The organism is Edaphovirga cremea, assembly GCF_003332275.1.
Classification (GTDB): Bacteria; Pseudomonadota; Gammaproteobacteria; order Enterobacterales; family Enterobacteriaceae; genus Edaphovirga; species Edaphovirga cremea.
Genome location: NZ_QOVA01000018.1, coordinates 25,801 through 52,642, shown reverse-complemented (window position 1 = coordinate 52,642; position 26,842 = coordinate 25,801). Strand labels below are relative to the sequence as shown.

General features: G+C 57.3%; 6 protein-coding genes. 3 read left to right on the top strand and 3 right to left on the bottom strand.

What is annotated here, in order from left to right:
- Positions 1–5: 5 nt before the first annotated feature.
- The 3 genes from DRI82_RS18490 to DRI82_RS18480 all read right to left on the bottom strand — a co-directional run bounded on the left by DRI82_RS18490 (position 6) and on the right by DRI82_RS18480 (position 21,531).
- Positions 6–2,162, bottom strand: coding sequence for a type I secretion system permease/ATPase (locus DRI82_RS18490; RefSeq protein WP_114195383.1), 2,157 nt, complete (start codon positions 2,160–2,162; stop codon positions 6–8).
- Between the two features lie 183 nt (positions 2,163–2,345).
- Positions 2,346–3,641 carry a TolC family outer membrane protein gene (locus DRI82_RS18485; protein ID WP_245956880.1) on the bottom strand — a complete coding sequence of 432 codons (1,296 nt, stop codon included), beginning with the start codon at positions 3,639–3,641 and terminating at the stop codon, positions 2,346–2,348.
- Between the two features lie 250 nt (positions 3,642–3,891).
- Positions 3,892–21,531: an Ig-like domain-containing protein gene (locus DRI82_RS18480; protein WP_114195382.1), complete on the bottom strand. Its 17,640-nt coding sequence runs from the start codon at positions 21,529–21,531 to the stop codon at positions 3,892–3,894.
- Between the two features lie 779 nt (positions 21,532–22,310).
- Here DRI82_RS18480 and DRI82_RS18475 point away from each other — a divergent pair.
- Genes DRI82_RS18475 through rcsB form a run of 3 tightly spaced genes read left to right on the top strand, consistent with a single transcriptional unit; the run spans position 22,311 to position 26,834 of the window.
- Positions 22,311–23,465: an MFS transporter gene (locus DRI82_RS18475; RefSeq protein ID WP_114195381.1), complete on the top strand. Its 1,155-nt coding sequence runs from the start codon at positions 22,311–22,313 to the stop codon at positions 23,463–23,465.
- A gap of 23 nt (positions 23,466–23,488) precedes the next feature.
- Positions 23,489–26,191: a phosphotransferase RcsD gene (gene rcsD / locus DRI82_RS18470; protein WP_114195380.1), complete on the top strand. Its 2,703-nt coding sequence runs from the start codon at positions 23,489–23,491 to the stop codon at positions 26,189–26,191.
- Entirely contained in the window at positions 26,184–26,834 is a 651-nt protein-coding gene (gene rcsB / locus DRI82_RS18465; protein WP_114195379.1) for a response regulator transcription factor RcsB, read from the top strand. Before rcsD ends, rcsB begins: the two co-directional genes overlap by 8 nt.
- Positions 26,835–26,842: the final 8 nt, after the last annotated feature.

Below are 26,842 nucleotides of genomic sequence, written 5' to 3'. Positions count from 1 at the left end.
GCTCCTTATGCCGCGCCCTGACGGGAAGTGTTTTCGGGTTTCGGCAATGCGCTGGCCAAAATCTGGTCGCGCGGCCCGTCGGCCAGCACGCGACCGTTGTCCATCACCACAATCCGATCGACGAGTTTCAACAACGCCGGACGATGGGTCACCAGAACCAGCGTGCGCCCGGTCAGCCAACCGTGCATCTGGCGGATGACGTACTCTTCCAATTGTTCGTCCATCGACGCGGTCGGCTCGTCCATCAGCACAATCTGTGGATTGCGCAAAATCATACGGCTGATCAAGACCATCTGCCGCTGCCCGCCGGACAGTCCGCGCCCGCCTTCGTTGATAATGCGATCGAGGCTGGCGGCATCCTGCTGAACCATGCTCAGCGCGCCGCTGATCCGCAGCGCCTGAAGCATCTCCTGATCGTTGGCATGGGGATTTCCCAGCATCAGATTCTGCCGCAGGCTGCCAAAAAACAGCCGCGAATCCTGCGACAGATAGCCGAGCTGCCGACGTACATCCGCAGGTTCAATGTGGCTGATATCCACGCCATCAATAATCACTTTGCCTTTGCTGGCGGAAGCCTGACCGGAGAGCAGTTTCAATAGCGTGGATTTTCCTGCCCCGACTTTGCCGAGAATCGCCACCCGTTCACCGGGCTTGATCTCCAGCTTGCCAACGCCAATCACATTCGGCCCCTGTTCGGGATCATAGCTGTACTGCAAATTATGTAATTGATAGTGGCCGCATAGCGCCGGACAGTGCGCCAGATCCTCATCATCCGGGCGATCGAGGGGCTTTTTCAGCAACTCGTCCAATCCTTTCATTGCGCTCTTGGCGTGCTGCCAGCGTGAGAACACCATCGTGAGCTGCATCAACGGCGCAATGGTACGGGAAGAGAGCAGACTGCTGGCGACCAGCGTACCGGTAGTGATATCCCCACTCAGTACCAGATAAGTCCCGAAAACCAGCATTCCGGCATAGGTAAGCTGCTGAACCGTGGACGCCCAGCCCGTCAGCCGCGCGCCCCACAGCCGTTGTTTCATGCCGATGGCCGCGCCCACTTCATGCGTTTGCTCCCACTGGCGCTGGAAATAGGGTTCGGCCTGCAACGCCTTGATGTCCTCAATGCCTTCAATCGCCTCGACCAGCACCGCATTGCGCAGCGCCCCTTCGCGCATGCCCTCTTTCGCCAGCCTGGCCATCGGGATCTGGATCAGCAGGCCAGGAATAACAATCAGCGGGATCGCCAGCAGCGGAATGATCACCAGAGGCCCGCCGATAAACGCCATGATCACCAGAAACAGCAGGACAAATGGCATATCCGCCGCTGCGCCAACGGTGGTTGAGGTCAGCAGTTCACGCACCTGATCGATCTCGCGCAATTGCGAAATAAACGATCCGGTCGACTTTGGCCGCGCCTCATTTTTGATGTTCATCGCCCGCACAAAGAACATCGACGAGACGTTGAGGTCGATGCGTTTTCCCATCAGATCGGAGACTTGCGTGCGCATCAGGCGGATACCGTACTCCACCGCCGCCGCCAGCAGCACGCCAAAGAACAGCACCCACAGCGTAGGGAAGGATTGCGCCGGGATCACCCGATCATAAATTTGCATCGAGAACAGAATTCCGGCCAGCGCCAGCACATTGCCGACCACCGATGCCAGCGAGATTTCGGCGATTTTGCGCCCCGCGCCGCGAAAGTTATGCCAGAACCAGTGCTTGCGGTAAGGCTGCACAAATTCGTCGATACGCTTATCGCGCCCACGGGCAGCAATCCCGACCAGCACCACGTTGCCGTCGCTCTGCCCGAGCAGTTCAGCCAAATCAGCTTTGCGCGTCAGATCACCACCGTCATTGAGCCAATAGATCGCCTGGCCCTCATCATCCAGCCCTTCGATCACCGCGATGCTGCCCTGTTCGAGTGTAACGATCACCGGCAGCACTTGCGTCCTCCAGCGCACCCGATCCCGCTTCACAATGCTGACTTGCAGACCCACCAGCCCGCTCATTCTTTCCAGTTGGCGCGCCCAGCCCAGTTGCTCAAACCAGCGCATCTGCTGACGCAAAAACAGTGGATCGACCGGCTTACCGAAAGCCGCCGCCGCCCTGACCATTGCGCTGATCCAGACATCGGTCGTAATGGGTACCCTTTGTTGTTCCGTCATATAACCCCTGTCTGTTTAAACTTTTTATTACCAATCGCCCCACCATCAATGCTTAGGACGTAGCGAGCAAAGCCAGTCCGGGTGCACCCAGCGCGCAAAAACCGGAGCGTACACGTAGTACGTGAGGATTTTGAGCACTGCGTAAGCCCGGAATGGCGAAGCGCAGTAGTCCCCACTATCTTTTTAAAGGGAAGGGAGGGAATCTCCGGCTTGCTCTTGCCGATCAATGCTTAACATATCGAGCAAATTATCGACCGCGGCGGCGTACTGCACCGTGGCGTCCCAACCGTCGTACAGCGCGCTCAGGCGCATGGTATCGGCCTGAAAAACGTCCTGTTCGACGCTCAGCAAATCATTCAGGCTGCGCTTGCTGAGTTTGTATTCGTCCTGATAGACGCTGCGGGTGTGGGTGGCGCTGAGCAATTGATCGTCACCTGCCCGCTGCCGCTGTTGGGCACCGATCATGTCGGCGTAGGAGGTGGAGGCTTTCTGATTGATATCCAGCTTGGCTTTTTCCACTTCGGCCTGAGCGGCGGCGCGCTCCCCTTGGGCGGATCGTACTTTGGCGCTGACGGCACCGCCTTGATAAACCGGCGCATCGACCGCCAGTTGTAACTGGTCATCCCAGTAAGAAGGCCCGTTGTCGTTTTCGTAGCGGGTGCGGCCAGCCTGGACTTTGATGGTTGGCCAATGCTGCGCTTCGCTTTGGCGCACGCGTTCAATGGCTGCTTTCTGTCTGGCCTGTGCGCTGCGCACCAATGCACTGTTTTCATAGGGGATTTTGTTCAGCGTGATAGTCTGTTTCAACAAGCTTTCGGGCAGATCTGGCAGATTGTCGGACACCACGCCGGTCAGCACGGTCAATTGCGCCTGCGCCGATCGCTGCTGCGCCCGGTACTGTTCCAGTGTGGCGCGCATACCGGCAATGCGGGTCTGCGCCTGTAGTACGTCCGACTGCGAACTCAACCCGGCGTTGGCGCGCAGTTCAGCGGTTCCGCGCACCCGTTCGAGTGAGTCAATATTGTCCCGCGCCGCCAGGGTGAGCGCCTGATAACGTTTCACCTGCAAATAGGCGCTCAGCGTACTCAGTGCGACATCGGTCATGGTGCTGAACAAGGCATAACGATACGATTCTGATAACTGCTCCTGTTCATCAATACTGCCGCCGGTTTTACCAAAGTCATACAACAACTGGCTCAGTTGGATGCCGCCAGACGCGTTGCTATCCAGGCTACCTGCCGAGTCAGTCTGGCGGGATTTCCCAGCCGTTCCTTGCAGTGAAATTTGTGGATACCAGGCACTTTTTGCCACATCAAGATCCCCGCCGCCGACGCGGATTTGCGCCGCAGCCTGGGCTATTTGCGGATTACGCGCAAAGGCGCGCAAAATCGCTTCCCGCAGGCTCAGGCTGTTGCGCATCTCTTGCGTCGGTGCGGCCTGCCAGTTGAATTCCGGTTGTTTATCTGCGGCTTGCACCATCGTCCCCAACGCGAGCAGAATGACTCCCCCCAAGCTGCCGGGCACTATCCCGGCACGCTGCCTACCTGTTTGCTTCGCCATTACCGACACCACACGTTTTCCGAGACTTTTATTGGACGCTTCCCTGCCCTCATTCACGGCATGCCATACCGCGTATTCGCCTTTCCCACCGTCCTTATGCAGTTGCATGGCCGGGGTATGGTAAAGAAAGAAAAACCCCCGGCAGCCTGAGGCGACCGGGGGCTATCTGCTACACCAGATGTACCTGGATTCCGTGCTGAACCAGCACATCGCCCAGCGTATTGGCGCTGTCCAGCGACGAGTTGTGATAAACATCGAAGGTCAAACCATCGATTTCACGCTGGCCCGTCGTGCTCCACGTACTCTCGTTGTTGCCCGTTAATGTCACCTGATTTCCATCAGCGCCTTTGATGATCAGATCGTCTTCCGGTTTGTCCGTTATCGTCAGCGCCTCATGTAAATTCAGCACCAGACTATTGGTCCCGGTTTTACCCAGATCGAAGATTTCGATGTTCTCCACTTTCAGGCCAAGGGAGGTGAGATCCAGCGTCTGGTGCGTCCCCGCCAGCATCAGTGTGTCGAGCCCAGCGCCGCCATCGATATGCAGGAAGTCGGTGGTGAAGGCTTCGATGACATCATTGCCGCTGCCGCCGATCGCCACACCGTCCACTACGCCCGCATCCAGTTGCACCGTAATGCCGCCAATGCTGTAGACGGTGTCGGTGATTTCGGTTCCGCTGGCCGTCGCGTCTGGCGCAGTGATTTCCGGCTGAACCAGCGGTGCCGTCAGCGTGCTTTCAGCAGGGGTAGTCTGCTGGCTGCTGAGATCGCTCTCGGTAAACGCCGACGTCACCACCGAACTTTCGCTGACATCACTTCTAACCTCGGCAATAGTGTGGGCGACCTGCGCGTGCTGAACTACGGAAGCGGTGTCAGCCGTCATCAGACTCTCGGTGGACAGCATTTCGCTGGTTGCCAGCGTTTGTGCCGGCAGCGGCGAACCGGCCCCCAGACCCACGCTGACCGAGACGCCATTCCCTGCCAGATCGGTAACCGAAGCGGCTATCAGCGTCGACAACAGATTGAGCAAATTCAGGTTACTGAGGAAGTTACCTACAAATTTCACGCTCCAGTCGCCGTTGGCCTGCACGGTTCCCAGCAAGGTATTGCCCAGCAAGGTGACGCTGACTTTCGCGCCCTGCTGAACATTCAGACTGCTGCCAGAAACGACCAGACCATTGACCGGCAGCAGCAACAGGTTGCCGAGACTGGTCACCGGATTGATTCCCAACAGCGGCAGGGCGTGGGTTTTGACGCTGAAATCCACTTGCTGCGAGCTGGAGTTACCGACCAGATCGGTGACTTTCACGCCAATTTTCGATACGCCATCGAGCACGCCAGTCAGATCCAACGACGGAATCGACACGTTCCATCCGCCACTGCCGTTCACCTGCGTGGTGTAGGTGTGCGTGCCCAGCGTGACCTGAATGGTTCCGCCCGCCGCATTAAGTGCCGTACCGCTCACCGTCTGGGCTGAACCCGCCTCGCTGAGATTCAGCCAGCCGTCCGTTGCGAAGAAGTTACCCAGAGAGAGTGACGGCAGGTTATGGATCCCGACATCCACACCCAGACTGGCTCCCGCCGTATGGCCTGCGGCATTGGTCAGCGATGCGCCGACCGTCAGATTGCCATCAGTCAGCGCCGCGAGCGTCAGCGGTGGAACCGACAAACTCCAGGTACCATCAGATTGCACCGTGGCATTCAGAACCTGCGAACCCAAAGTGACCCTGACCGTCGAACCTTGCGCATTGGTTGAGGTACCGCTGATGGTTTGATTGAGCAACGCATCGGCTGCATTCAACAGACCATCACCGAAGATCGGATTCAGCGTCAGCGTCGGCAAGGCGTTGGCGATGACGTTGAACGAGCCTTGTTGCGTTGTCGAGTTGCCCGCCGGATCGGTCACCGCCGCCGAGACGGTGAAATTACCGTCCAGTAACGATTTCAGATCCAGCGTCGGTACGGACAGGCTCCACACCCCGCCGCCGCCCACGGTTGCCGTGTAGCTGTGGCTGCCCAGCGTCACGGCGATCTGGGTACCGGTAGGAACGTTATTCGCCACCCCGCTGATGGTTTGTGCCGTCAGCAGATCCACCACGCTCAGAATGCCGTCGCCAAAGATCGGATTCAGTACCAGAGAAGGCAGAGAATGGATGTCGACCACCACGCCCGCGCTGGCACCGGCTTTATTACCCACCGGATCGGTGATCGACGCGCTGACGGTCAGGTTGCCATCCAGCAACGTGCCCAGCAGATCGGCTGAAACCGCCGCAGTGAATTTCCCGTTGGCACCCACGGTTGCCGTCAGATTGCTGTTACCCACGCTGATGTTCACCACCGTGCCAGCAACCGCATTGGTCACCGTGCCGCTGATGGTTTGGGTCAGCAGGGCCTCAGCCGCGTTGAGGTATCCATCACCGCCAAACAGCGGATCAAGCACCAGCGTCGGCAAATTGTGAATGATCACATTGGCACTGACGCTGGCGCTGGCCACGTTGCCGGTGTTGCTGGTGTTGCTGGTTACCGCAACGCCGACATTCAGTGGCCCATCCAGCAGCGCCGCCAGATCGGCAGGCTGCAAGGTGACGCTGAATGCGCCATTGGCTGCCGTTGTTGCCAGGAATGTTTTTCCACCCAGCGTCACGCTGACTTGCGTTCCCGCTGCAACGTTGCCAATCACACCGCCGATAACCTGGGTGGTGAGCGCATCCGCCGCATTGAGCAAACCATCGCCAAACAGCGGATTAAGCTGGATGGTCGGCAGGCTGACATCCACCAACACCCCACCAAACGCGAAATTGGTGTTACCTGCCGGGTCAGTCACCGTGGCGCTGACGGTCAGATTACCGCTGACCAGCGTACCGAGAATGTCCGGTGCAACTTGCGCAGTGAAGTGCCCGCTGGGATCCACAATGGCAGTGATCGTACTGTCGCCAATGCCGATACTGACTATGGTGCCCGCGAGAGCATTCCTCACCGTGCCGGTAATGGTTTGATTCAACAGCAGATCGGTCGCGTTCAGGATGCCGTCACCAAAGATCGGATTCAGCGAGATCTGTGGCAGGTCATGCACGTAGACCCCCACGCCGACGTTGGTGCTGACGATATTACCGGCGGCATCTTTGACCGATACGCCCAGATTGAGATTGCCATCCAGCAGCGCCCCGAGATCCAGTGGCGGAATGTCGAGATTCCACACCCCACCGGCCTGCACCGTGGTGGTGTAGGTTTTGGTGCCGAGCGTGACGGTAACCTGGGCACCCGGCGCGACATTCTGAATCACCCCGCCGACGGTTTGGGTCAGCAAGGCTTCGGTCGCATTCAGCAGTCCATCGCCACCAAAGATCGGATTCAGGGCACCGATAATTGGCAGGTTATGCGTCAGCACGTTCAGATCCACCAACTGGCTGACCTGATTGCCGTTGCCGTCAGTTAACGACACATCCAACTGCAACAAACCGTTGTTGAGCAGCGCCAGCAAATTCGGTGGCACAACCAGACTCCACACGCCGCCAGTACCCACATCTGCGGTCAATTCCGTGCCCGCCACATTCACTTTCACCTGCGCACCGACACCGGCGTTTTGCGCGATACCGGTGATGGTCTGACTGACCAGTGACTCTGCGGCGTTCAGGAATCCATCACCAAACAGCGGATTGACCACCAGACCCAAGGCCGTATTCAACGCGATGTTCAGCGTCAGGTTGGCACTGGTTTCATTGCCTGCGGTATCGGCAACGGTAACGCCGACGACCAGCGGCCCGTCGGCCAGCGCCTGCAAATCATCAGGCAGCAGATTGACGCTCCAGGTGCCGTTTGGCTGAACCACCGCCGTCAACACTTTCACGCCAAGATTGACCGTAATGGTTTGCCCTTCCGCGCCCGGTGCACTGCCGGTCAACACCTGTCCGAGTATCGCCTCAGCCAGATTCAGGACGTTGTTGCCCGCCAGCACGTCAATCGACAGCAACGGTGCCACGGTATCAATCACGATCGGCAGGGTTTGCTGCACGCTGTTGCCCGCGGCATCACTGAGGCTGGCGACGATCTGATGTGCGCCCTGTGTCAGCGCTTGCAGATCGGTCGCCGGAATTCCGACGCTCCAGATCCCCCCTGCCTGAACGGTGGCAAAATAGTTTTTACCCTCCAGGGTCACCGTAACGGTACGGCCAATATCCTCCGTGGAGGCCACCCCGCTGACCAATTGGGTAACTTTGGACTCCAGATTGTTCACCGTATTGTCGACGGCAAAGTTATTCAGCGTCAGCGTGGGCAGTTCGCGATCGACCAGCACACTGACGTTGGCGTTGGCAGGCGTCCCTACGCCTGCCAGTTGCGCCGTGACCGACACCGTGCCGTCAGCAAACAGTGCTGCTGGCAAGGTGGTCGTCCAGGTGTTGCCGATGATAGGCAGGCTGATACCGGTTGGTAGCCCATTCACCAGCAAGACGATGGTTTGCAGACCCGGCGTTGCGCCCGTCACCGTACCGCTGACGGCCACCGTTAGCCCGGTATCAGAGGCGTTGATAATGTTATCGCCGCTGATCGGATCGATGGTGAGGGACGTCGCTGGCGGTGTGACATTCAATGTGATGCCCTGACTGTCGGTGTCGGTGTTGCCAGCGCGATCCGTCACGGAGACAGACAGCGTCGGGCTCCCGGTCAATTGCGCCAATTGCAGCGGTGTCACCGCCACGCTCCAGGTGCCATTGCCCTGCACTTGCGCAGTCAACGTCAGTGTTCCCAGCGTAATATTGACGTTCTGTCCGACCTGCACGTTCGTTGTCGTCCCGCTGATCAACTGCGTCAGATTGGCTTCGGCAAAGTTCAGGATATTGTCACCGGCAAAATCATTCAGGGTGACAGTTGGCAGATTATGGACTGCCACATCAACCTGAACGCTGGTGCCCGCACTGTTGCCTGCTCGATCCGTGACGTCTACGCCGATGCTCTGGCTGCCATCAGTCAGCGCGGAAAGAATCCCGCCCGTTACCGGCAGACTCCAGTTGCCCTGCGTATCGACGGTGGCCTCGTAACTGTTGCTTCCGAGCGTAATAGTCACCACCTGACCAGCACCAATCAGCCCCGTCGTTCCCTGCAATGTCGTTCCTGCAGCGGCCTCGACTGCGTTCAGGAAGCCATCGGTAAATGGCAACGCGATCGTCGGTGTCGGCAGCGTCAACAGACTGTCGAAATTAAGCGACGCCGTTCCCGTATTCCCCGCGATATCGGTGGCTGTCACATTAATGCTGTGCTGACCGTCGGTCAGATAGGCCAGCGCCCCGGCAGGCAGCGCCAGGCTCCAACTGCCGTCAGGCGCAACTATGGCGGTATATTGAATTCCCCCTACGTCGATCGACAGCTTCACATCCTGATTGTTGCCAATGATCCCTGTGACGCCGCTTATCACTGTTGGCGCATTGACCTCGGCAATGTTCAGCAGGCCATCAACAAATGGCAGGGTAATTTGTGGGATTGGCAGTTGCTGCAAGGAGGTAAACGGCAGATCGACGCTCTCCTCATTGCCCGCCCGATCGGTAACCGTCACGGTGAACTGATGGTCGGTACCGATCAGGGCGCGCAGTTGAATGTCGGTCAAGGCCAGAGTCCAACTGCCGTTATCCAGCACGGTTGCCGCGATTGGCGTTTGCCCATCGATCGACACCGTCACTTGCTGTCCAGCGCCAGTGATGCCTGTGACACCACTCAGGGTCTGCCCGGCCAACGCTTCCAGGAAATTCAGAACACCGTCGCCAAATGGCAGGTTGATGGCCGGATCCGGCAGGTTATTGATTAGCACCTCCAGGCTACCGGTCGTGCCAGCCGTATTCCCCACGCTGTCCGTGACGGTTACCGTGACCGGCCAGACGCCATCCGCTAACGTCGTCAGCACAGAAGCTGGTAATTCCAGCGACCAGTCGCCGTTCACCTCGACCGTGGCCTGATAACCCGTACCATTGATATTCACGGAAACGCGTTGCCCTGCACCGGTAGCGCCGGTAATCCCGCTCAGAACACCGCCTGCCAGCGCTTCGGCGGCGTTGATAATGCCGTCAGTGAAGGCCAGATTGATCTGCGGCGCGGGCAAGTTATCAACAATGGCGCTGAAGGCCAGCGTGTTGGTATCTTCATTGCCTGCACGATCGGTTACCGTCACGCTAATCGTATGACTGCCATCACCCAGCGCCAACAATTGCAGTGGCGTCAGCGTGGCCTGCCAGTTTCCATCCAGACCCACCGTTGGGGCAATGGTCAGATCGCCAATAGTCAAGGTCATCGTCTGACCTGCACCCGTGATACCGGTGGTGCCGGTAAGTATCTGATTAACCCCGGCTTCCAGCGCATTGAGCAGTCCATCACCAAACGGCTGATTAATAGTGACGGTCGGCAAGTTATTGATCAGTACATCCAGATTGGCGCTGGCCGATCCCAGATTTCCGGCCGCATCGACGGCATTGACGCTGACTTGCAGTGCGCCATCCGGCAAAACACTCAACTCGCCCGCTGGAATATTGACGCTCCACACCCCACCGGCCGCGACGGTACCCGTAAACGTCAAGTCACCAATATGGACCTCGACCGCTGTACCCAACGCGAGATTACTGGTGCCGCTAATGACGCCAGCGGCCAGCGCCTCGGCCTCGTTCAGCAGGCCATCCGCAAACAGCGTGCCAAACTGCAACACGGGCAGCACGTTGATTGCCACAGCGAGATCGAGCACCTGTTCAGTGGTGTTGCCTGCCGTATCGGTCACACTCACCCCAACCTGCACAGGATCATCACTCAGCAACAACAGATCGCCGCTCGGGATAGTCAGACTCCACTCGCCACTGTTATTGGCAGTAGCGGTGTACGCTTTGTCATTCAGCGTGACGGTGACCGTCAAACCCGCTTCGCACGTCCCACCGACAACCAGACCCAACAGGGCTTCCGCCAAGTTAAGAATGCCGTCGCCTGCCAGCACATCAACTTCCAGCAGCGGTGCCACGGTATCCACCTGCACATTATGGGTCGCATTGGCCGGGTTCTGCGCAACATCATCCACCGTCGCGGTAATGGTGTTTTGCCCCTGTGGCAATTGGCCGACATCACCAGAAGGTACCGTTACGCTCCAACTGCCATTTGCCTGGACTTCGCCGGTGTAGGTTTTATTGTTCAGGGTCACAGTAACGGTTTGACCTTCAGCCACGCGCTGCGTGCTGCCGCTGATCGTGACTGCACTCTCGCTCTCCTGCGCATTGATGATGTCGTCACCTGCCACGACACCGATGGTTAATTGTGGTTGATCGGCAGGCGCGGCAATGACCATCACTTGATGATTGGCAGACGCCGGATTGCCGCTGGCGTCGCTGGCATTGGCCGCGATCGTCTGTGCACCGTCCGGCAATGCCGAAACCGCATCGGCAGGCACGCTCAGGCTCCAACCACCGCCAGTCACCAACGTGGCCGTATAATCCAGCCCGTTAAGTGTCACGGTGACGGTTCTGCCAACTTCCAGCCCGGTTGAGGTACCGCTGATGGTGAGCGGTTGCGACGATTCCTGCGCATTGATGTAATCATCGCCCGAGACGACACCAATCGACAGCGTCGGCAAGTTTGCCGCATTGGCGTCAATGATAAAGTCATGGATTTGCGTTGTGGCGTTGCCCGCCTGATCAATCAGCGTGGCTGAAAGCTGATAGCCGCCATCCGCCAGTGATTGCAGCACGTTGCCCGGTAAGGTGAAGCTCCAGTCGCCATTTGGCTGAACCAGTGCCTGATAGGTACCGCCGTTGAACGTGATCTCAACATTCTGACCAGCTTCAGTGACAGAAGCGGTGCCATTGATTATCACCGGTTGCAGAATCTCAGCCGCATTGATCACATCATCACCGGCAATCACTCCAATCGACAGCGTCGGCGCGATCAGATCGACCGTGATCTGAATCGAGCTATTGCCTACGTTACCTGCCGCATCGGTCGCCACGACGTTAATGGATTGAGCTCCGGCTGGTAATACCTGGAGCGCTTCAGTTGGAACAGTGACCTGCCACTGACCGTTGGCATCCACTGTCGCCTCATATTCCTGCCCGTTGAGTGTGACCACGACAGCCTGGCCCACCCCGGTGACACCGGTTGATCCCGTAATCTGTTCATCCTGCTGTGATTCATTCATGTTCAGATAGCTGTCGCCAAAAGGTATGTTGATGACAGGTACAGGGACGCCGTTGATTACCGAATCAAAAGTCAGATCGGTCGAAGCGAGATTTCCGGCGACATCCGTCAGCGTGGCCGTCAACGTATGTTCGCCATCGCCAAGACCTGCCAGCGCTCCCGCCGGAACGGCTACGCTCCAGGTGCCGTTATCCTGCACCACGCCAGTGTAGCTTTGGCCGTTCAGAGTGACGGTGACCGTGCGACCGACTTCGGAGAGCGAGGCCGTTCCGGTAATGGCGATGGCCGCCGCCGCTTCCGCCGCGTTGATCACCCCGTCGCCGGTGACCGGATTGACGATCAGCGTCGGGGCGATGGTGTCGACATTGACCGAACTGTCGAGAGTGTTGCTATTTCCTGCGGCATCGGTGACCGTCACTTCAACCGGATTATCGCCCTGCGACAGCGCCTGCAATACATCTGCCGGAATGCTCACCGTCCAGTTGCCGTTGCTGTCCACCGTGCCGCTGTAGTCCTGACCGCCGATAGTCACCGTGACCGTCTGACCGTCGCCAGTTACGCCGGTGCTGCCGCTGAGGGTTTGCGGCGTCTGCGTTTCTTCACCGTTCAAAATTCCGTCGCCAAACGGCGGATTGAGTGTCGCTTCCGGCAGGTCGGTGATAAATACGCCAAGCTGTGCCGAGCCGTTGACCACGGTGCCGCCTTCGTCCGTTGCTGTCGCGGTAACAGTCAGTTGACCGTCCGGCAGCAGCGCCAGATCCGCCGCCGGAATGGTCGCCGTCCAGCGACCATCGTCACCGACAGTTGCGGTGTAGGTTTTGCCGTTCAGCGTCACCGTGACCATCGCACCTTCGGCGACATTCGCCGAGGTGCCGGAGACCGACAGATCGCTGCCCGCCTCCAGCGCATTCAGCCGGTTGTCGCCGGAGATCGGATCGAGCGACAGGCCACCCAGATCGGTATTCACTGTCAAAGTTTCGCTGGCCGTAGCCGGATTGCCCGCAGTATCAGTGACCGTTGCGCTGATGGTGGTGTCGCCATTAGCCAGCAACGCCAGATCGGCAGCCGGCACGTTGATGCTCCAGTTGCCGCTGGCCTGTACTTCGGCTGAATACGTTTTGCCGTTCAGCGTGATCAACACGAACTGCCCGGCTTCGACATTGGTGGTGCTGCCGCTCAGCGGTTGCGCGGTCTGCTGCTCCGCACCGTTAAGCAGATTGTCGCCCGCGAAAGCGTTGAGGGTCAGGGTTGGCAGAGAGGCAGGATCGGCATCGAGAGTGACGTTTTGTGTCACCTCGGTGCTATTACCCGCTGCGTCTGATAGCGTTGCGGTCAGCGGATAGCTGCCGTTCGCCACACCCGCCAGCGCACCGGCCGGAACGCTGACGCCCCAGGTGCCGTTATCCTGCACCACGCCGGTGTAACTCTGGCCGTTCAATGTAACGGTGACCGTGCGACCGGCTTCCGTAATCGACGCTGAGCCGGTGATGGCGATCGCCGCCGCCGCTTCCGCCGCGTTGATCACCCCGTCACCAGTCACCGGATTGATGAGCAGCGTCGGGGCGATGGTGTCGACATTGACCGAGCTGTCGAGGGTATTGGTATTTCCTGCGGCGTCTGTCACCACCACCGAGAGCGCGTTATCGCCCTGCGGCAGTGCCTGCAATACATCTGCCGGTACTGTCACCGTCCAGTTGCCGTTGCTGTCCACCGTGCCGCTGTAGTCCTGACCACCGATATTTACCGTCACCGTCTGGCCGTCACCGCTTACGCCGGTGCTGCCGCTGAGGGTTTGCGGCGTCTGCGTTTCTTCACCGTTCAAAATGCCGTCGCCAAACGGTGGGTTGAGTGTCGCCTCCGGCAGTTCGCTGATAAATACCCCAAGCTGTGCCGAGCCATTGACCACGGTGCCGCCTTCATCGGTGGCGGTGGCCGTCACGGTCAGTTGACCGTCCGGTAGCAGCGCCAGATCCGCGGCTGGAATGGTGGCCGTCCAGCGACCATCGTCACCGACAGTCGCGGTGTAGGTTTTGCCGTTCAGCGTCACCGTGACCATCGCGCCTTCGGCGACATTCACTGACGTACCCGACACCGACAGATCGCTGCCCGCTTCCAGCGCGTTCAGCCGATTGTCTCCGGAGATCGGATCAAGCGACAGGCCGCCCAGCTCGGTATCCACCGTCAGGGTTTCGCTGGCAGTGGCCGGATTGCCCGCAGTATCAGTGACCGTTGCGCTGATGGTGGTGTCGCCGTTGACCAGCAGCGCCAAATCGGCGGCGGGCACGTTGATCGTCCAGTTGCCGCTGGCCTGCACTTCGGCTGAATACGTTTTGCCGTTAAGCGTGATCAGCACGAACTGTCCGGCTTCAACGTTGGTCGTGCTGCCGCTCAGCGGCTGGGCGGTCTGTTGCTCTGCGCCGTTAAGCAGATTGTCACCCGCGAACGCGTTGAGGGTCAGGGTTGGCAGAGAGGCAGGATCGACATCCAACAACACATTCTGGCTGACAGAAGTCTCATTGCCCGCCGTGTCACTCAAAGTCGCGGTCAATGGATAGCTGCCGTTCTCCGCACCTGCCAGTGCTCCCGCCGGAACGGTTACGCTCCAGGTGCCGTTATCCTGCACCACGCCGGTGTAGCTTTGGCCGTTCAGGGTGACGGTCACCGTGCGACCGGCTTCGGAGATCGAGGCCGAGCCAGTGATGGCAATGGCCGCCGCCGCTTCGGCCGCGTTGATCACCCCGTCGCCGGTCACCGGATTGATGAGCAGCGTCGGGGCAACGGTGTCGACATTGACCGAGCTGTCGAGGGTGTTGCTATTCCCTGCCGCGTCCGTCACCACCACCGAGAGCGGGTTATCGCCCTGCGGCAGTGCCTGCAATACATCTGCCGGTACTGTCACCGTCCAGTTGCCGTTGCTGTCCACCGTACCGCTGTAGTCCTGACCGCCGATAGTCACCGTGACAGTCTGGCCGTCGCCAGTTACACCGGTGTTGCCGCTGAGGGTTTGCGCCGTCTGCGTTTCTTCACTATTCAGGATGCCGTCGCCAAACGGTGGATTGAGTGTCGCCTCCGGCAGGTCGGTGATAAATACGCCGAGCTGTGCCGAGCCATTGACCACGGTGCCGCCTTCGTCGGTGGCGGTAGCCGTCACGGTTAACTGCCCGTCCGGCAGCAGCGCCAGATCCGCCGCCGGAATGGTCGCCGTCCAGCGACCGTCATCACCGACAGTCGCGGTATAGGTTTTGCCGTTCAGCGTCACCGTCACCATCGCACCTTCGGCGACATTCACCGAGGTGCCGGAGACCGGCAGATCGCTGCCTGCTTCCAGCGCATTGAGTCGATTGTCGCCGGAGATCGGATCGAGCGACAGCCCGCCCAGATCGGTATTCACCGTCAGGACTTCGCTGGCAGTGGCCGGATTGCCCGCAGTATCAGTGACCGTTGCGCTGATGGTGGTGTCGCCGTTGACCAGCAGCGCCAGATCGGCGGCGGGCACGTTGATGCTCCAGTTGCCGCTGGCCTGCACTTCGGCTGAATACGTTTTGCCGTTAAGCGTGATCAACACGAACTGTCCGGCTTCGACGTTGGTCGTGCTGCCGCTCAGCGGTTGCGCGTTCTGCTGCTCCGCACCGTTAAGCAGATTGTCACCCGCGAAAGCGTTGAGGGTCAGGGTTGGAAGGGACGCCGGATCTGCGTCGAGAGTCACGGTTTGCGTCACTTCGGTGCTATTACCCGCCGAGTCTGAAAGCGTTGCGGTCAATGGATAGCTGCCATTCTCCACACCCGACAATGCACCGACTGGCACGCTGACGCTCCAGGTGCCGTTATCCTGCACCACGCCGGTGTAACTTTGGCCGTTCAGGGTGACGGTCACCGTGCGACCGGCTTCCGAGAGGGACGCCGTTCCGGTGATGGCGATCGCCGCCGCCGCTTCCGCCGCGTTGATCACCCCGTCGCCGGTGACCGGATTGACGATCAGCGTCGGGGCGATCGTGTCGACATTGACCGAGCTGTCGAGGGTGTTGCTATTCCCTGCCGCGTCCGTCACCACCACCGAGAGCGGGTTATCGCCCTGCGGCAGCGACTGCAACACGTCCGCCGGAATGCTCACCGTCCAGTTGCCGTTGCTGTCCACCGTGCCGCTGTAGTCCTGACCGCCGATAGTCACCGTGACGGTCTGACTGTCGCCACTTACGCCGGTGCTGCCGCTGAGGGTTTGCGACGTCTGCGTTTCTTCACCGTTCAAAATGCCGTCGCCGAACGGTGGGTTGAGTGTCGCCTCCGGCAGCTCGCTGATAAATACCCCGAGCTGCGCCGAGCCGTTGACCACCGTGCCGCCTTCATCGGTGGCAGTGGCCGTGACGGTCAGTTGACCATCTGGCAACAGCGCCAGATCGGCAGTTGGAATGGTCACCGTCCAGCGACCATCGTCACCGACAGTCGCGGTGTAGGTTTTACCGTTCAGCGTCACCGTGACCACCGCGCCTTCGGCGACATTCGCCGAGGTGCCGGAGACCGACAGCTCGCTGCCCGCTTCCAGCGCATTCAGTCGGTTGTCGCCGGAGATCGGATCGAGCGACAGCCCGCCCAAATCGGTATTGACCGTCAGGGTTTCGCTGGCTGCCGCCGGATTGCCGGAAGCGTCGGTGACCGTTGCGCTGATGGTGGTGTCGCCGTTGACCAGCAGCGCCAGATCGGCAGCCGGAACAGAGATGCTCCAGTTGCCGCTGGCCTGTACTTCGGCGCTGTAGGTTTTGCCGTTCAGCGTGATCAACACAAACTGCCCGGCTTCGACGTTGGTGGTGCTGCCGCTCAGCGGTTGCGCGGTCTGTTGCTCTGCACCATTAAGCAGATTGTCGCCCGCAAAGGCGTTGAGCGTCAGGGTTGGCAGGAAGGCCGGATCGACATCCAGCACCACATTCTGGCTGACAGAAGTCTCATTGCCCGCCGTGTCACTCAAAGTCGCAGTCAATGGATAGCTGCCATTCTCCACACCCGACAATGCACCGGCTGGCACGCTGACGCTCCAGGTGCCGTTATCCTGCACCACGCCGGTGTAGCTTTGGCCGTTCAGGGTGACAGTCACCGTGCGACCGGCTTCGGAGAGGGACGCCGTTCCGGTGATGGCGATCGCCGCCGCCGCTTCCGCCGCGTTGATCACCCCGTCGCCGGTGACCGGATTGACGATCAGCGTCGGGGCGATGGTGTCGACATTGACCGAACTGTCGAGGGTATTGCTATTTCCTGCGGCATCGGTGACCGTCACTTCAACCGGGTTATCGCCCTGCGGCAGTGCCTGCAGCACATCCGCCGGAATGCTCACCGTCCAGTTGCCATTGCTGTCCACCGTGCCGCTGTAGTCCTGACCGCCGATATTCACGGTCACTGTCTGGCCGTCGCCACTTACGCCAGTGCTGCCGCTGAGGGTTTGCGACGTCTGGGTTTCGTCACCGTTCAAAATGCCGTCGCCAAACGGTGGGTTGAGTGTCGCCTCCGGCAACTCGCTGATAAATACACCAAGCTGTGCCGAGCCGTTAACCTCCGTGCCGCCTTCATCCGTTGCTGTCGCGGTAACAGGCAGTTGCCCATCTGGCAACAGCGCCAGATCCGCGGCTGGAATGGTCGCCGTCCAGCGACCGTCATCACCGACAGTCGCGGTGTAGGTTTTACCGTTCAGCGTCACCGTGACCGTCGCACCTTCGGCGACATTCGCTGACGTCCCGGAGACCGACAGCTCGCTGCCTGCTTCCAGCGCATTCAGCCGATTGTCGCCGGAGATCGGATCGAGAGACAGCCCGCCCAGCTCGGTATTCACCGTCAGGGTTTCGCTGGCAGTGGCCGGATTACCCGCAGTATCAGTGACCGTTGCGCTGATGGTGGTATCGCCATTGACCAGCAGCGCCAGATCGGCGGCAGGCACGTTGATGCTCCAGTTGCCGCTGGCCTGCACTTCGGCTGAATACGTTTTGCCGTTAAGCGTGATCAACACGAACTGTCCGGCTTCGACATTGGTCGTGCTACCGCTCAGTGGTTGCGCGGTCTGTTGCTCCGCGCCGTTAAGCAGATTGTCGCCCGCGAAGGCGTTCAGCGTCAGCGTTGGCAGAGAGGCTGGATCGGCATCGAGAGTGACGTTTTGTGTCACCTCGGTGCTGTTGCCTGCCGCATCCGACAACGTCGCGGTCAATGGATAACTGCCATTCTCCGCACCCGCCAATGCACCGGCCGGAACGCTGACGCTCCAGGTGCCGTTATCCTGCACCACGCCGGTGTAGCTTTGGCCGTTCAGGGTGACGGTAACAGTGCGACCGGCTTCGGAGAGCGAGGCCGAGCCGGTGATGGCGATCGCGCCTGCCGCTTCCGCCGCGTTGATCACCCCATCGCCGGTCACCGGATTGACGATCAGCGTCGGGGCAACGGTGTCGACATTGACCACGGCAGGCAGCGTGTCTCTGTTGCCTGCCGCGTCCGTCACCACCACCGAGAGCGGGTTATCGCCCTGCGGCAGCGCCTGCAACACATCGGCCGGTACGCTGATCGTCCAGTTGCCGTCGCCGTCCACTGTGCCGCTGTAGTCCTGACCGCCGATATTGACGGTGACTGTCTGGCCGTCGCCAGTTACACCGGTGCTGCCGCTGAGGGTTTGCGACGTCTGCGTTTCGTCCCCGTTCAGGATGCCGTCGCCAAACGGCGGATTGAGTGTCGCTTCCGGCAGGTCGGTGATAAATACGCCAAGCTGTGCCGAGCCGTTGACCGTCGTGCCGCCTTCGTCCGTTGCTGTCGCGGTAACGGTCAGTTGACCGTCCGGCAACAGCGCCAGATCGGCAGCCGGAATGGTCGCCGTCCAGCGACCATCGTCACCGACAATCGCGGTGTAGGTTTTACCGTTCAGCGTCACCGTGACCGTCGCGCCTTCGGCGACATTCGCCGAGGTGCCGGAGACCGACAGCTCGCTGCCCGCTTCCAGCGCATTCAGTCGGTTATCACCGGAGATGGGATCGAGTGACAGCCCGCCCAGATCGGTATTGACCGTCAGGGTTTCGCTGGCTGTCGCCGGATTGCCGGAAGCGTCGGTGACCGTTGCGCTGATGGTGGTGTCGCCGTTGACCAGCAGCGCCAAATCGGCAGCGGGCACGTTGATCGTCCAGTTGCCGCTGGCCTGCACTTCGGCTGAATACGTTTTGCCGTTAAGCGTGATCAGCACGAACTGTCCGGCTTCGACGTTTGTCGTGCTGCCGCTCAGCGGTTGCGCGGTCTGCTGCTCCGCACCGTTAAGCAGATTGTCGCCCGCGAAGGCGTTCAGCGTCAGGGTTGGCAGGGACGCCGGATCGGCATCGAGAGTGACGTTTTGTGTCACCTCGGTACTGTTACCCGCCGAGTCTAAAAGCGTTGCAGTCAGCGGATAGCTGCCATTCTCCGCACCCGCCAATGCACCGGCCGGAACGCTGACGCTCCAGGTGCCGTTATCCTGCACCACGCCGGTGTAGCTTTGGCCGTTCAGGGTGACGGTAACAGTGCGACCGGCTTCGGAGAGCGAGGCCGAGCCGGTGATGGCGATCGCGCCTGCCGCTTCCGCCGCGTTGATCACCCCATCGCCGGTCACCGGATTGACGATCAGCGTCGGGGCAACGGTGTCGACATTGACCACGGCAGGCAGCGTGTCTCTGTTGCCTGCCGCGTCCGTCACCACCACCGAGAGCGGGTTATCGCCCTGCGGCAGCGCCTGCAACACATCGGCCGGTACGCTGATCGTCCAGTTGCCGTCGCCGTCCACTGTGCCGCTGTAGTCCTGACCGCCGATATTGACGGTGACTGTCTGGCCGTCGCCAGTTACACCGGTGCTGCCGCTGAGGGTTTGCGACGTCTGCGTTTCGTCCCCGTTCAGGATGCCGTCGCCAAACGGCGGATTGAGTGTCGCTTCCGGCAGGTCGGTGATAAATACGCCAAGCTGTGCCGAGCCGTTGACCGTCGTGCCGCCTTCGTCCGTTGCTGTCGCGGTAACGGTCAGTTGACCGTCCGGCAACAGCGCCAGATCGGCAGCCGGAATGGTCGCCGTCCAGCGACCATCGTCACCGACAATCGCGGTGTAGGTTTTACCGTTCAGCGTCACCGTGACCGTCGCGCCTTCGGCGACATTCGCCGAGGTGCCGGAGACCGACAGCTCGCTGCCCGCTTCCAGCGCATTCAGTCGGTTATCACCGGAGATGGGATCGAGTGACAGCCCGCCCAGATCGGTATTGACCGTCAGGGTTTCGCTGGCTGTCGCCGGATTGCCGGAAGCGTCGGTGACCGTTGCGCTGATGGTGGTGTCGCCGTTGACCAGCAGCGCCAGATCGGCGGCGGGCACGTTGATGCTCCAGTTGCCGCTGGCTTGCACTTCCGCCGAATACGTTTTGCCGTTAAGGGTGATCAACACGAACTGCCCGGTCTCGACGTTTGTCGTGCTGCCGCTCAACGGTTGCTGCACTTGACGCTCTGCGGCATCCAGCACGTTATCACCGGTAAACGCATCAAGAGTCAGTGTTGGCAATGTTTCGACTGTGGTATCGACAGTAAAATCATGAGTGATTTGCGTTGAATTTCCTGCGGAATCCGTCAGCGTCGCCGTCAGCGAATAACCGCCATTTCCCAGACCACTCAGCACCCCTGCCGGAATAGTCAGGCTCCAATTTCCGTCTGCACCTACCGTTGCGGTGTAATTCGCGCCGTTCATAGTAACGGTAACGGTTTTGCCCGCTTCAGAAACGGATGCCGTTCCACTGATAATCTGGGGCTGACCCGTCTCTGCCGCATCGAGAATATCGTCCCCGGCCACCGGATTGATGGTCAGGATTGGTGGCGTCGTGTCTACCACCATGGTTACGCTCTGTTCTGCGCTCTCGCCAGACTCATTGGTCACCGTCACGGTGATCACATAGGTGCCATCGGCCAACGTTTGCAGATCCGCAGCGGACAGATTCAGACTCCATGCACCCTCGGCGTCCACGGTAGTGGTGTAGGTTTTTCCGTTGAGTGTAATTTGAATCGTACGCCCGGCCTCAACGCCGTCGGTAGTCCCGCTAAGTACCTGTTGTAGTTGGGATTCAGCGGCATTGAGGATGTTATCGCCAGCGAAGGGGCGAATCGTGATAGTCGGAGCAGACGGCTCTTCAGGTTGTCCGGGGGTCTCGGTATTACTCCCGCTCCCACCGCCACTGTTGTGTGAGGCGATGGTAACGCCTGCGCCGAGGGCGACAAAACCCAGTATGGCGGCCAAAGCGGCTGGCGAGAAAGAGTTGCTGTCAAAGACCAGGGCACCGACGTTATCAATGGTTTCATATTGTGGGATCAGAGCTACAGGCTCTGCGGGTGGCGCGCCTAACGCAGCAAATACCGCATGTTCAGGCGCGTGGGTACCATCATCAAAAACCAGCTCACTATGACGACCTTCAGCATCAGTCAGAAAAAAGCTTCTGTAGCGAACGGTAGTACCGTCTTTCATGTGCAGAACCAAATCGTTTCCGATGCGCTCGTAATTAAGCACCAAATCGCGGGTGCCATGGATCCGCACAATACTCAATTGATTCAATGATATAGTTTGATTTCCGTCTGCGACTTGTGAAATGACGTTGCCAGAATTGCGCGCGAGAATATCTACTTTGCTGCTGAGTTGAGCCATGTGTTACCCCTTGAACCAAATCATCTTTAAAAATTCCATGCCGAGAGTTATCCCTTCTTAAAATGAAAGGGCACGGCAGGAACAATCAGAAAAAATCATGTATTGCGGTGACTTACTTTTCTTCGACCTGGCGGGTAACGACAAAATACGTGCAGCTAAACTCTCTTTTTTTACCCTGAAAAATGTAGGCTTAACGCAAAACTGACCCATCGTTTCAGTTCAGGGGTTCAATAGATATAAATAGCGTTTTGATTAATTGCCGCAAAAAAAAGTAATCAAAACGAGAAAAAATATTAATTAGTAAAACTAATTATATAAAAATAACTAACCAAAAAAAGACATCATGATAATGGGGATGTAGTTAATTTTATTATTTTCAAGATCTTAATTCTCAAGTGACCGCATGAATTAAGAGTGTTAATGAAAAACACGAGGAATAGTTAAATTATCTAAAGTTAAAAAACTTCAGCACTATTTATCTTTTATGCAAGCTCTGTCGCTATGTGCCAGAGGTCAAAAAGGTGGCGAAAAGAAGATCTATAAATCAGATGAATGGGAATAACCCGAGATGTCGCTTTCTGCTAGGATACAAACCATGATGGCTCAATCCCGGCCAAATGTTGCAATGTGGCTGGAACGCCACGCCATAACGGAATCATGCTCAAAATCCTGAGCGCAGTGCTTACCCTAATGATTCTTTTCGATCCGGTTAACGGATTATGATAAAACGAAACTCATTTCGATCTATCTTCCCCAAGATATGGAAACATGCAGAGCAGATGACCACCACATTGTGTAATGAACAGGATCAACCCGGCGTACCGCAGCAGATGGCAACCCGCCTGGTTTTTTTTATTGCCGGACTGGGTATGGCGGCCTGGGCGCCGTTGGTACCGTTCGTTAAACAGCGCTTGTTGATCGATGATGGTGCCCTGGGTTTACTGCTGCTGTGCATTGGTGCCGGATCGATGCTGGCAATGCCGCTAACCGGCATCCTGACAGGCAAACTGGGGTGCAGGACGGTGATACTGGTCGCTGCCGCGTTTATCTGCCTGGATCTGCCCCTGCTGGTTCTGATGGACAGTACCTACGGTATGGCGTTGGCTCTGCTGTTCTTCGGCGCTTCGATTGGTATGCTTGACGTGGCGATGAACATTCAGGCGGTTGGCGTTGAAAAAGCCAGCGGCCGCGCGATGATGTCGGGTTTCCATGGTTTTTTCAGCGTGGGCAGCATCGCGGGGGCATTGGGTGTCAGCGCACTATTGTGGGCTGGATTCTCGGCGCTCAGTGCTATCATTTCCACCGTCGTCCTGATTGTGTTACTGACCCTGCTCGCCAGTCGGCATTTATGGCGCGATCGTAACGAACATCAGGAAGGTCCGATGCTGGTATTGCCGCGCGGTTGGGTCGTATTCCTGGGGTTCCTGTGCTTCGTGATGTTTCTGGCCGAGGGTTCTATGCTTGACTGGAGCGCCCTGTTTCTGATCTCCTCACATGGTTTCGTTACCGAACAGGCCGGAATTGGTTATGCGGCGTTCTCCATTGCCATGACGCTGGGCCGGTTGAACGGCGATCGCATAGTCAATGCCCTGGGCCGTTATCGCGTGCTGTTGTTGGGAAGCCTCTGCGCCAGCGCCGGTATTGTGTTGGCTATCAGCATTAATAATGCCATGGTTGCCATTCTGGGATTTGTGATGGTCGGAATTGGCGCGTCGAATCTGGTTCCGATTGTTTTCAGTGCCGCAGGCAACCAGACCGCGATGCCCGCCAATCTGGCGATTGCTTCCGTGACCACGCTTGGGTACGCAGGTATTCTCGCCGGACCGGCGCTGATCGGTTTTATTGCCCAACTCAGTTCCCTGCCGATTGCTTTCGGTTGTGTGGCGGCATTGCTGTTAGTGGTGACGGCCAGTGCCCGCACCGTTACGCGATAATGAAGGAATAATCGATTAACGTTATGAATAAATATTTATCGCTGACGTCATCCAGTATCACGCGATTTTTCTGGCTGTTTATCTTGCTGTTGAGCATGGCGCTCGGGCTGTATGGCTACAATTATACCAATGCCTATCTGAGTGATAAAAAGTACGCGGTCACCAATATTGCCAGCCGCTTTCAGCAGCGGATCGACACTTATCGCTTCAATACGTATCAGATTTACGACAACTTCACCGGCACACAATTGACCGATGGAGAAGCGGGAGGCGTGCAGGAAATTCGCCTGCGGCCGGATGTCTACTACATACAAAAAGCGCGTAAAAAAACCGATGCGGTGATCTTCGGCAGCCACGACAGTTCGACGCTGGATTTGACGCTGAAAATATCGAATTATCTCGATATGCAGTGGGGGGCCAAAAACCAGAATTTCTCCATGTATTATCTGAATGGTCAGGACAATAGCCTGATACTGATCACCACCCAACCGTTGCAAGAACTGACTTCGCGCTTCAAAGAGAGCTACCTGACGGTGTCGGCAGAATCGCGCCGTGCCGAGATGTTGCAGCAGGCCAATACGCTTGATGAGCGCGAAACATTCTCTGAGTTGAGAAAGTCTCGTTTTGCCAACGACTACTATTTCTCGCTTCGCACCACTTTTAATAATCCCGGTCACCTGGCTACCGTTATCGCGTTCGATCTACCGGTTAACGATCTCATTCCGGTGAACATGGCGCGGGCCAACTTCTCTCTGGTGGAAGATTCCACCCCTATCAATGAAGGTGATTTGATAGACGGTGACAGCAACGAAACCCTCGTCAGTCGTATCGGCTGGCAGTTGCAGTTTTCTGCGCCACTGGATAACTCGCCGTTGCGGATAGTCTATCAGGTGCCGTTATTGAGCCTGACGCTGGATCTGGTACGCAATAACTTCTGGCTGGTGCTGATCAATTTAGCCTTGCTGGTCATGGCGATGGCGGGTATCTATTTTTTGCGTCATCAATTTATTCGCCCCAGCGAAAACATGGCGGCAAAACTGGAAGCGGAACATGCGCTGAACCAGGAGATCATTACCAATATGCCCGTCGGATTATTGGTATATAACTTCGCCACCAATTCGGTCATCGCCAGCAATAAAATAGCCGATCACCTTCTCCCCCACCTTAGCCTGCAAAAAATTGCCCATATGGCTGAACAGCATCAGGGGGTGATTCAGGCGACGGTGAATAACGAAGTGTACGAAATTCGTATGTTCCGCAGTAAATTCAGCCCCGACACCCATTTGTTCATGCTGCACGATCAGGACAAGGAAGTGATGGTGAACAAAAAGTTGCAGCAGGCACGCCGTGAATTCGACAAGAATTTACAGGCGCGGAAATTGATGCTGCATAATCTGGGCATTGAATTGAATCAGCCGCTCAACACCCTGAATTCGCTGGCACAAAAGATCCAGCAAACCAGCGATCCCCACGAGCAAAGCCGTTTGATCGAAAGTTTAGTGGTCGAATCCCAGTCAGCCTTGACGCTGATTGACAGCATCACGCTGTTGACGCGAATTGAAACCCAGGATTGGCAGCCAGAACATCAGCCGTTTGTTTTGCATACCCTGATCGATGAGTTGTTGTTGGAGGCGCTACCCGCAATCAATCGTAAAGGTTTGTCGCTGTTCAACCACTATCAAATTGATCTTGAACAGCATTATGTTGGGGACGCGCAGGCGCTGAAGAAAGTGCTGTCACTGCTGCTGGATTACGCTATTGTCACTACGTCATTTGGTAAAATTTCTCTGATTGTGGAGAATGATTCCCAGAATCCGGAGCAATTGCTTATTCATATTAATGATACCGGCAGCGGTATTTCAAAAGAAGAGATCAGCAACCTCAATTATCCTTTCCTGAACCAGACATTGGTTGACCGTTTTAGCCATGGATCTGGCCTGACATTTTTCTTATGTAATCAACTGTGTAAGAAATTGAACGGTCAATTGGAGATCCGCAGCAAAGTCGATATAGGTACACGCTATACCGTGAAGTTGCCTGTAGAATTACTGCCAAAAGAGTCACAGGAAAGCGAAAAACTGCTGGATGACGTGACAGTCCTGCTGGATATTACATCTGATGAGGTTCAGTCGATTGTCACCCGTTTGCTTAATGCTTACGGCGCGATATGCATTACTGGCGATGAGCGGCAAGTTAATCGCGATTATGACGTGATGCTGACGGATAATCCACAGAACTGCGATCGTTATACCCTGCTGCTGGCCAGTGATGAGCCAGGGTTTCAGCAACTGGAGAAGCATTACATCCGCGTCAATTACAATATTGGTAGTGCGGTAATTGACGCTATATTGCTGTTGATCGAGCAGCAAATAGCTGCAACGGTTGACGGTTCATCTTCTGAAGGACTCCGCATCGATGATATCGATCTCTACAAAAAACAGTTGGCGGGGAGCGATTACTTCGCACTGTTTGTCGAGACAGTACCGGAAGATCTGGAGAAACTGTATAATGAAAGCCAACAACAGGATTTTAAGTCACTTTCTCAGACTGCGCATCGCCTCAAAGGGGTGTTCGCCATGCTGAATCTGACACCTGGCAAACTTTTTTGTGAAACCTTAGAACAGCATATTATCGCAACGGATATGCTGATGATCGAAAATGACATACGTCAGATTGATCACTTTATCACCAGACTGCTGCAGCAAGGTAGCCAAGAAAATGAATAACTTAAATGTAATTATTGCCGATGACCATCCTATTGTTCTGTTTGGCATCCGAAAGTCACTTGAGCAGATCGAGTGGGTGAATGTCGTGGGTGAGTTTGAAGATTCTACCGCCCTGATTAACAATCTGGCCAAACTCGACGCCAATGTATTGATCACCGATCTTTCCATGCCCGGTGAAAAATATGGCGATGGCATTACGTTGATCAAATATATCAAACGTCATTACCCACAACTCTCGATCATTGTTCTTACCATGAACAATAACCCGGCGATTTTGAGCTCTGTATTGGATCTCGATATTGAAGGTATCGTGCTGAAACAGGGTGCACCTACCGATCTGCCAAAAGCGCTGGCCGCTCTACAGAAAGGCAAAAAATTCACGCCTGATAGCGTAGCGCGTTTGCTGGAAAAGATCAGCGCCAATGGTTACGGGGACAAACGCCTGTCGCCAAAAGAGAGTGAGGTTCTGCGCCTGTTCGCCGAAGGTTTCCTGGTTACCGAAATTGCCAAGAAATTGAACCGCAGTATAAAAACCATCAGCAGCCAGAAAAAATCAGCAATGATGAAGCTGGGTGTTGATAACGACATTGCTCTGCTTAACTACCTTTCGTCGGTCAGTATGACGCCAATAGATAAAGATTAAGCGACGGG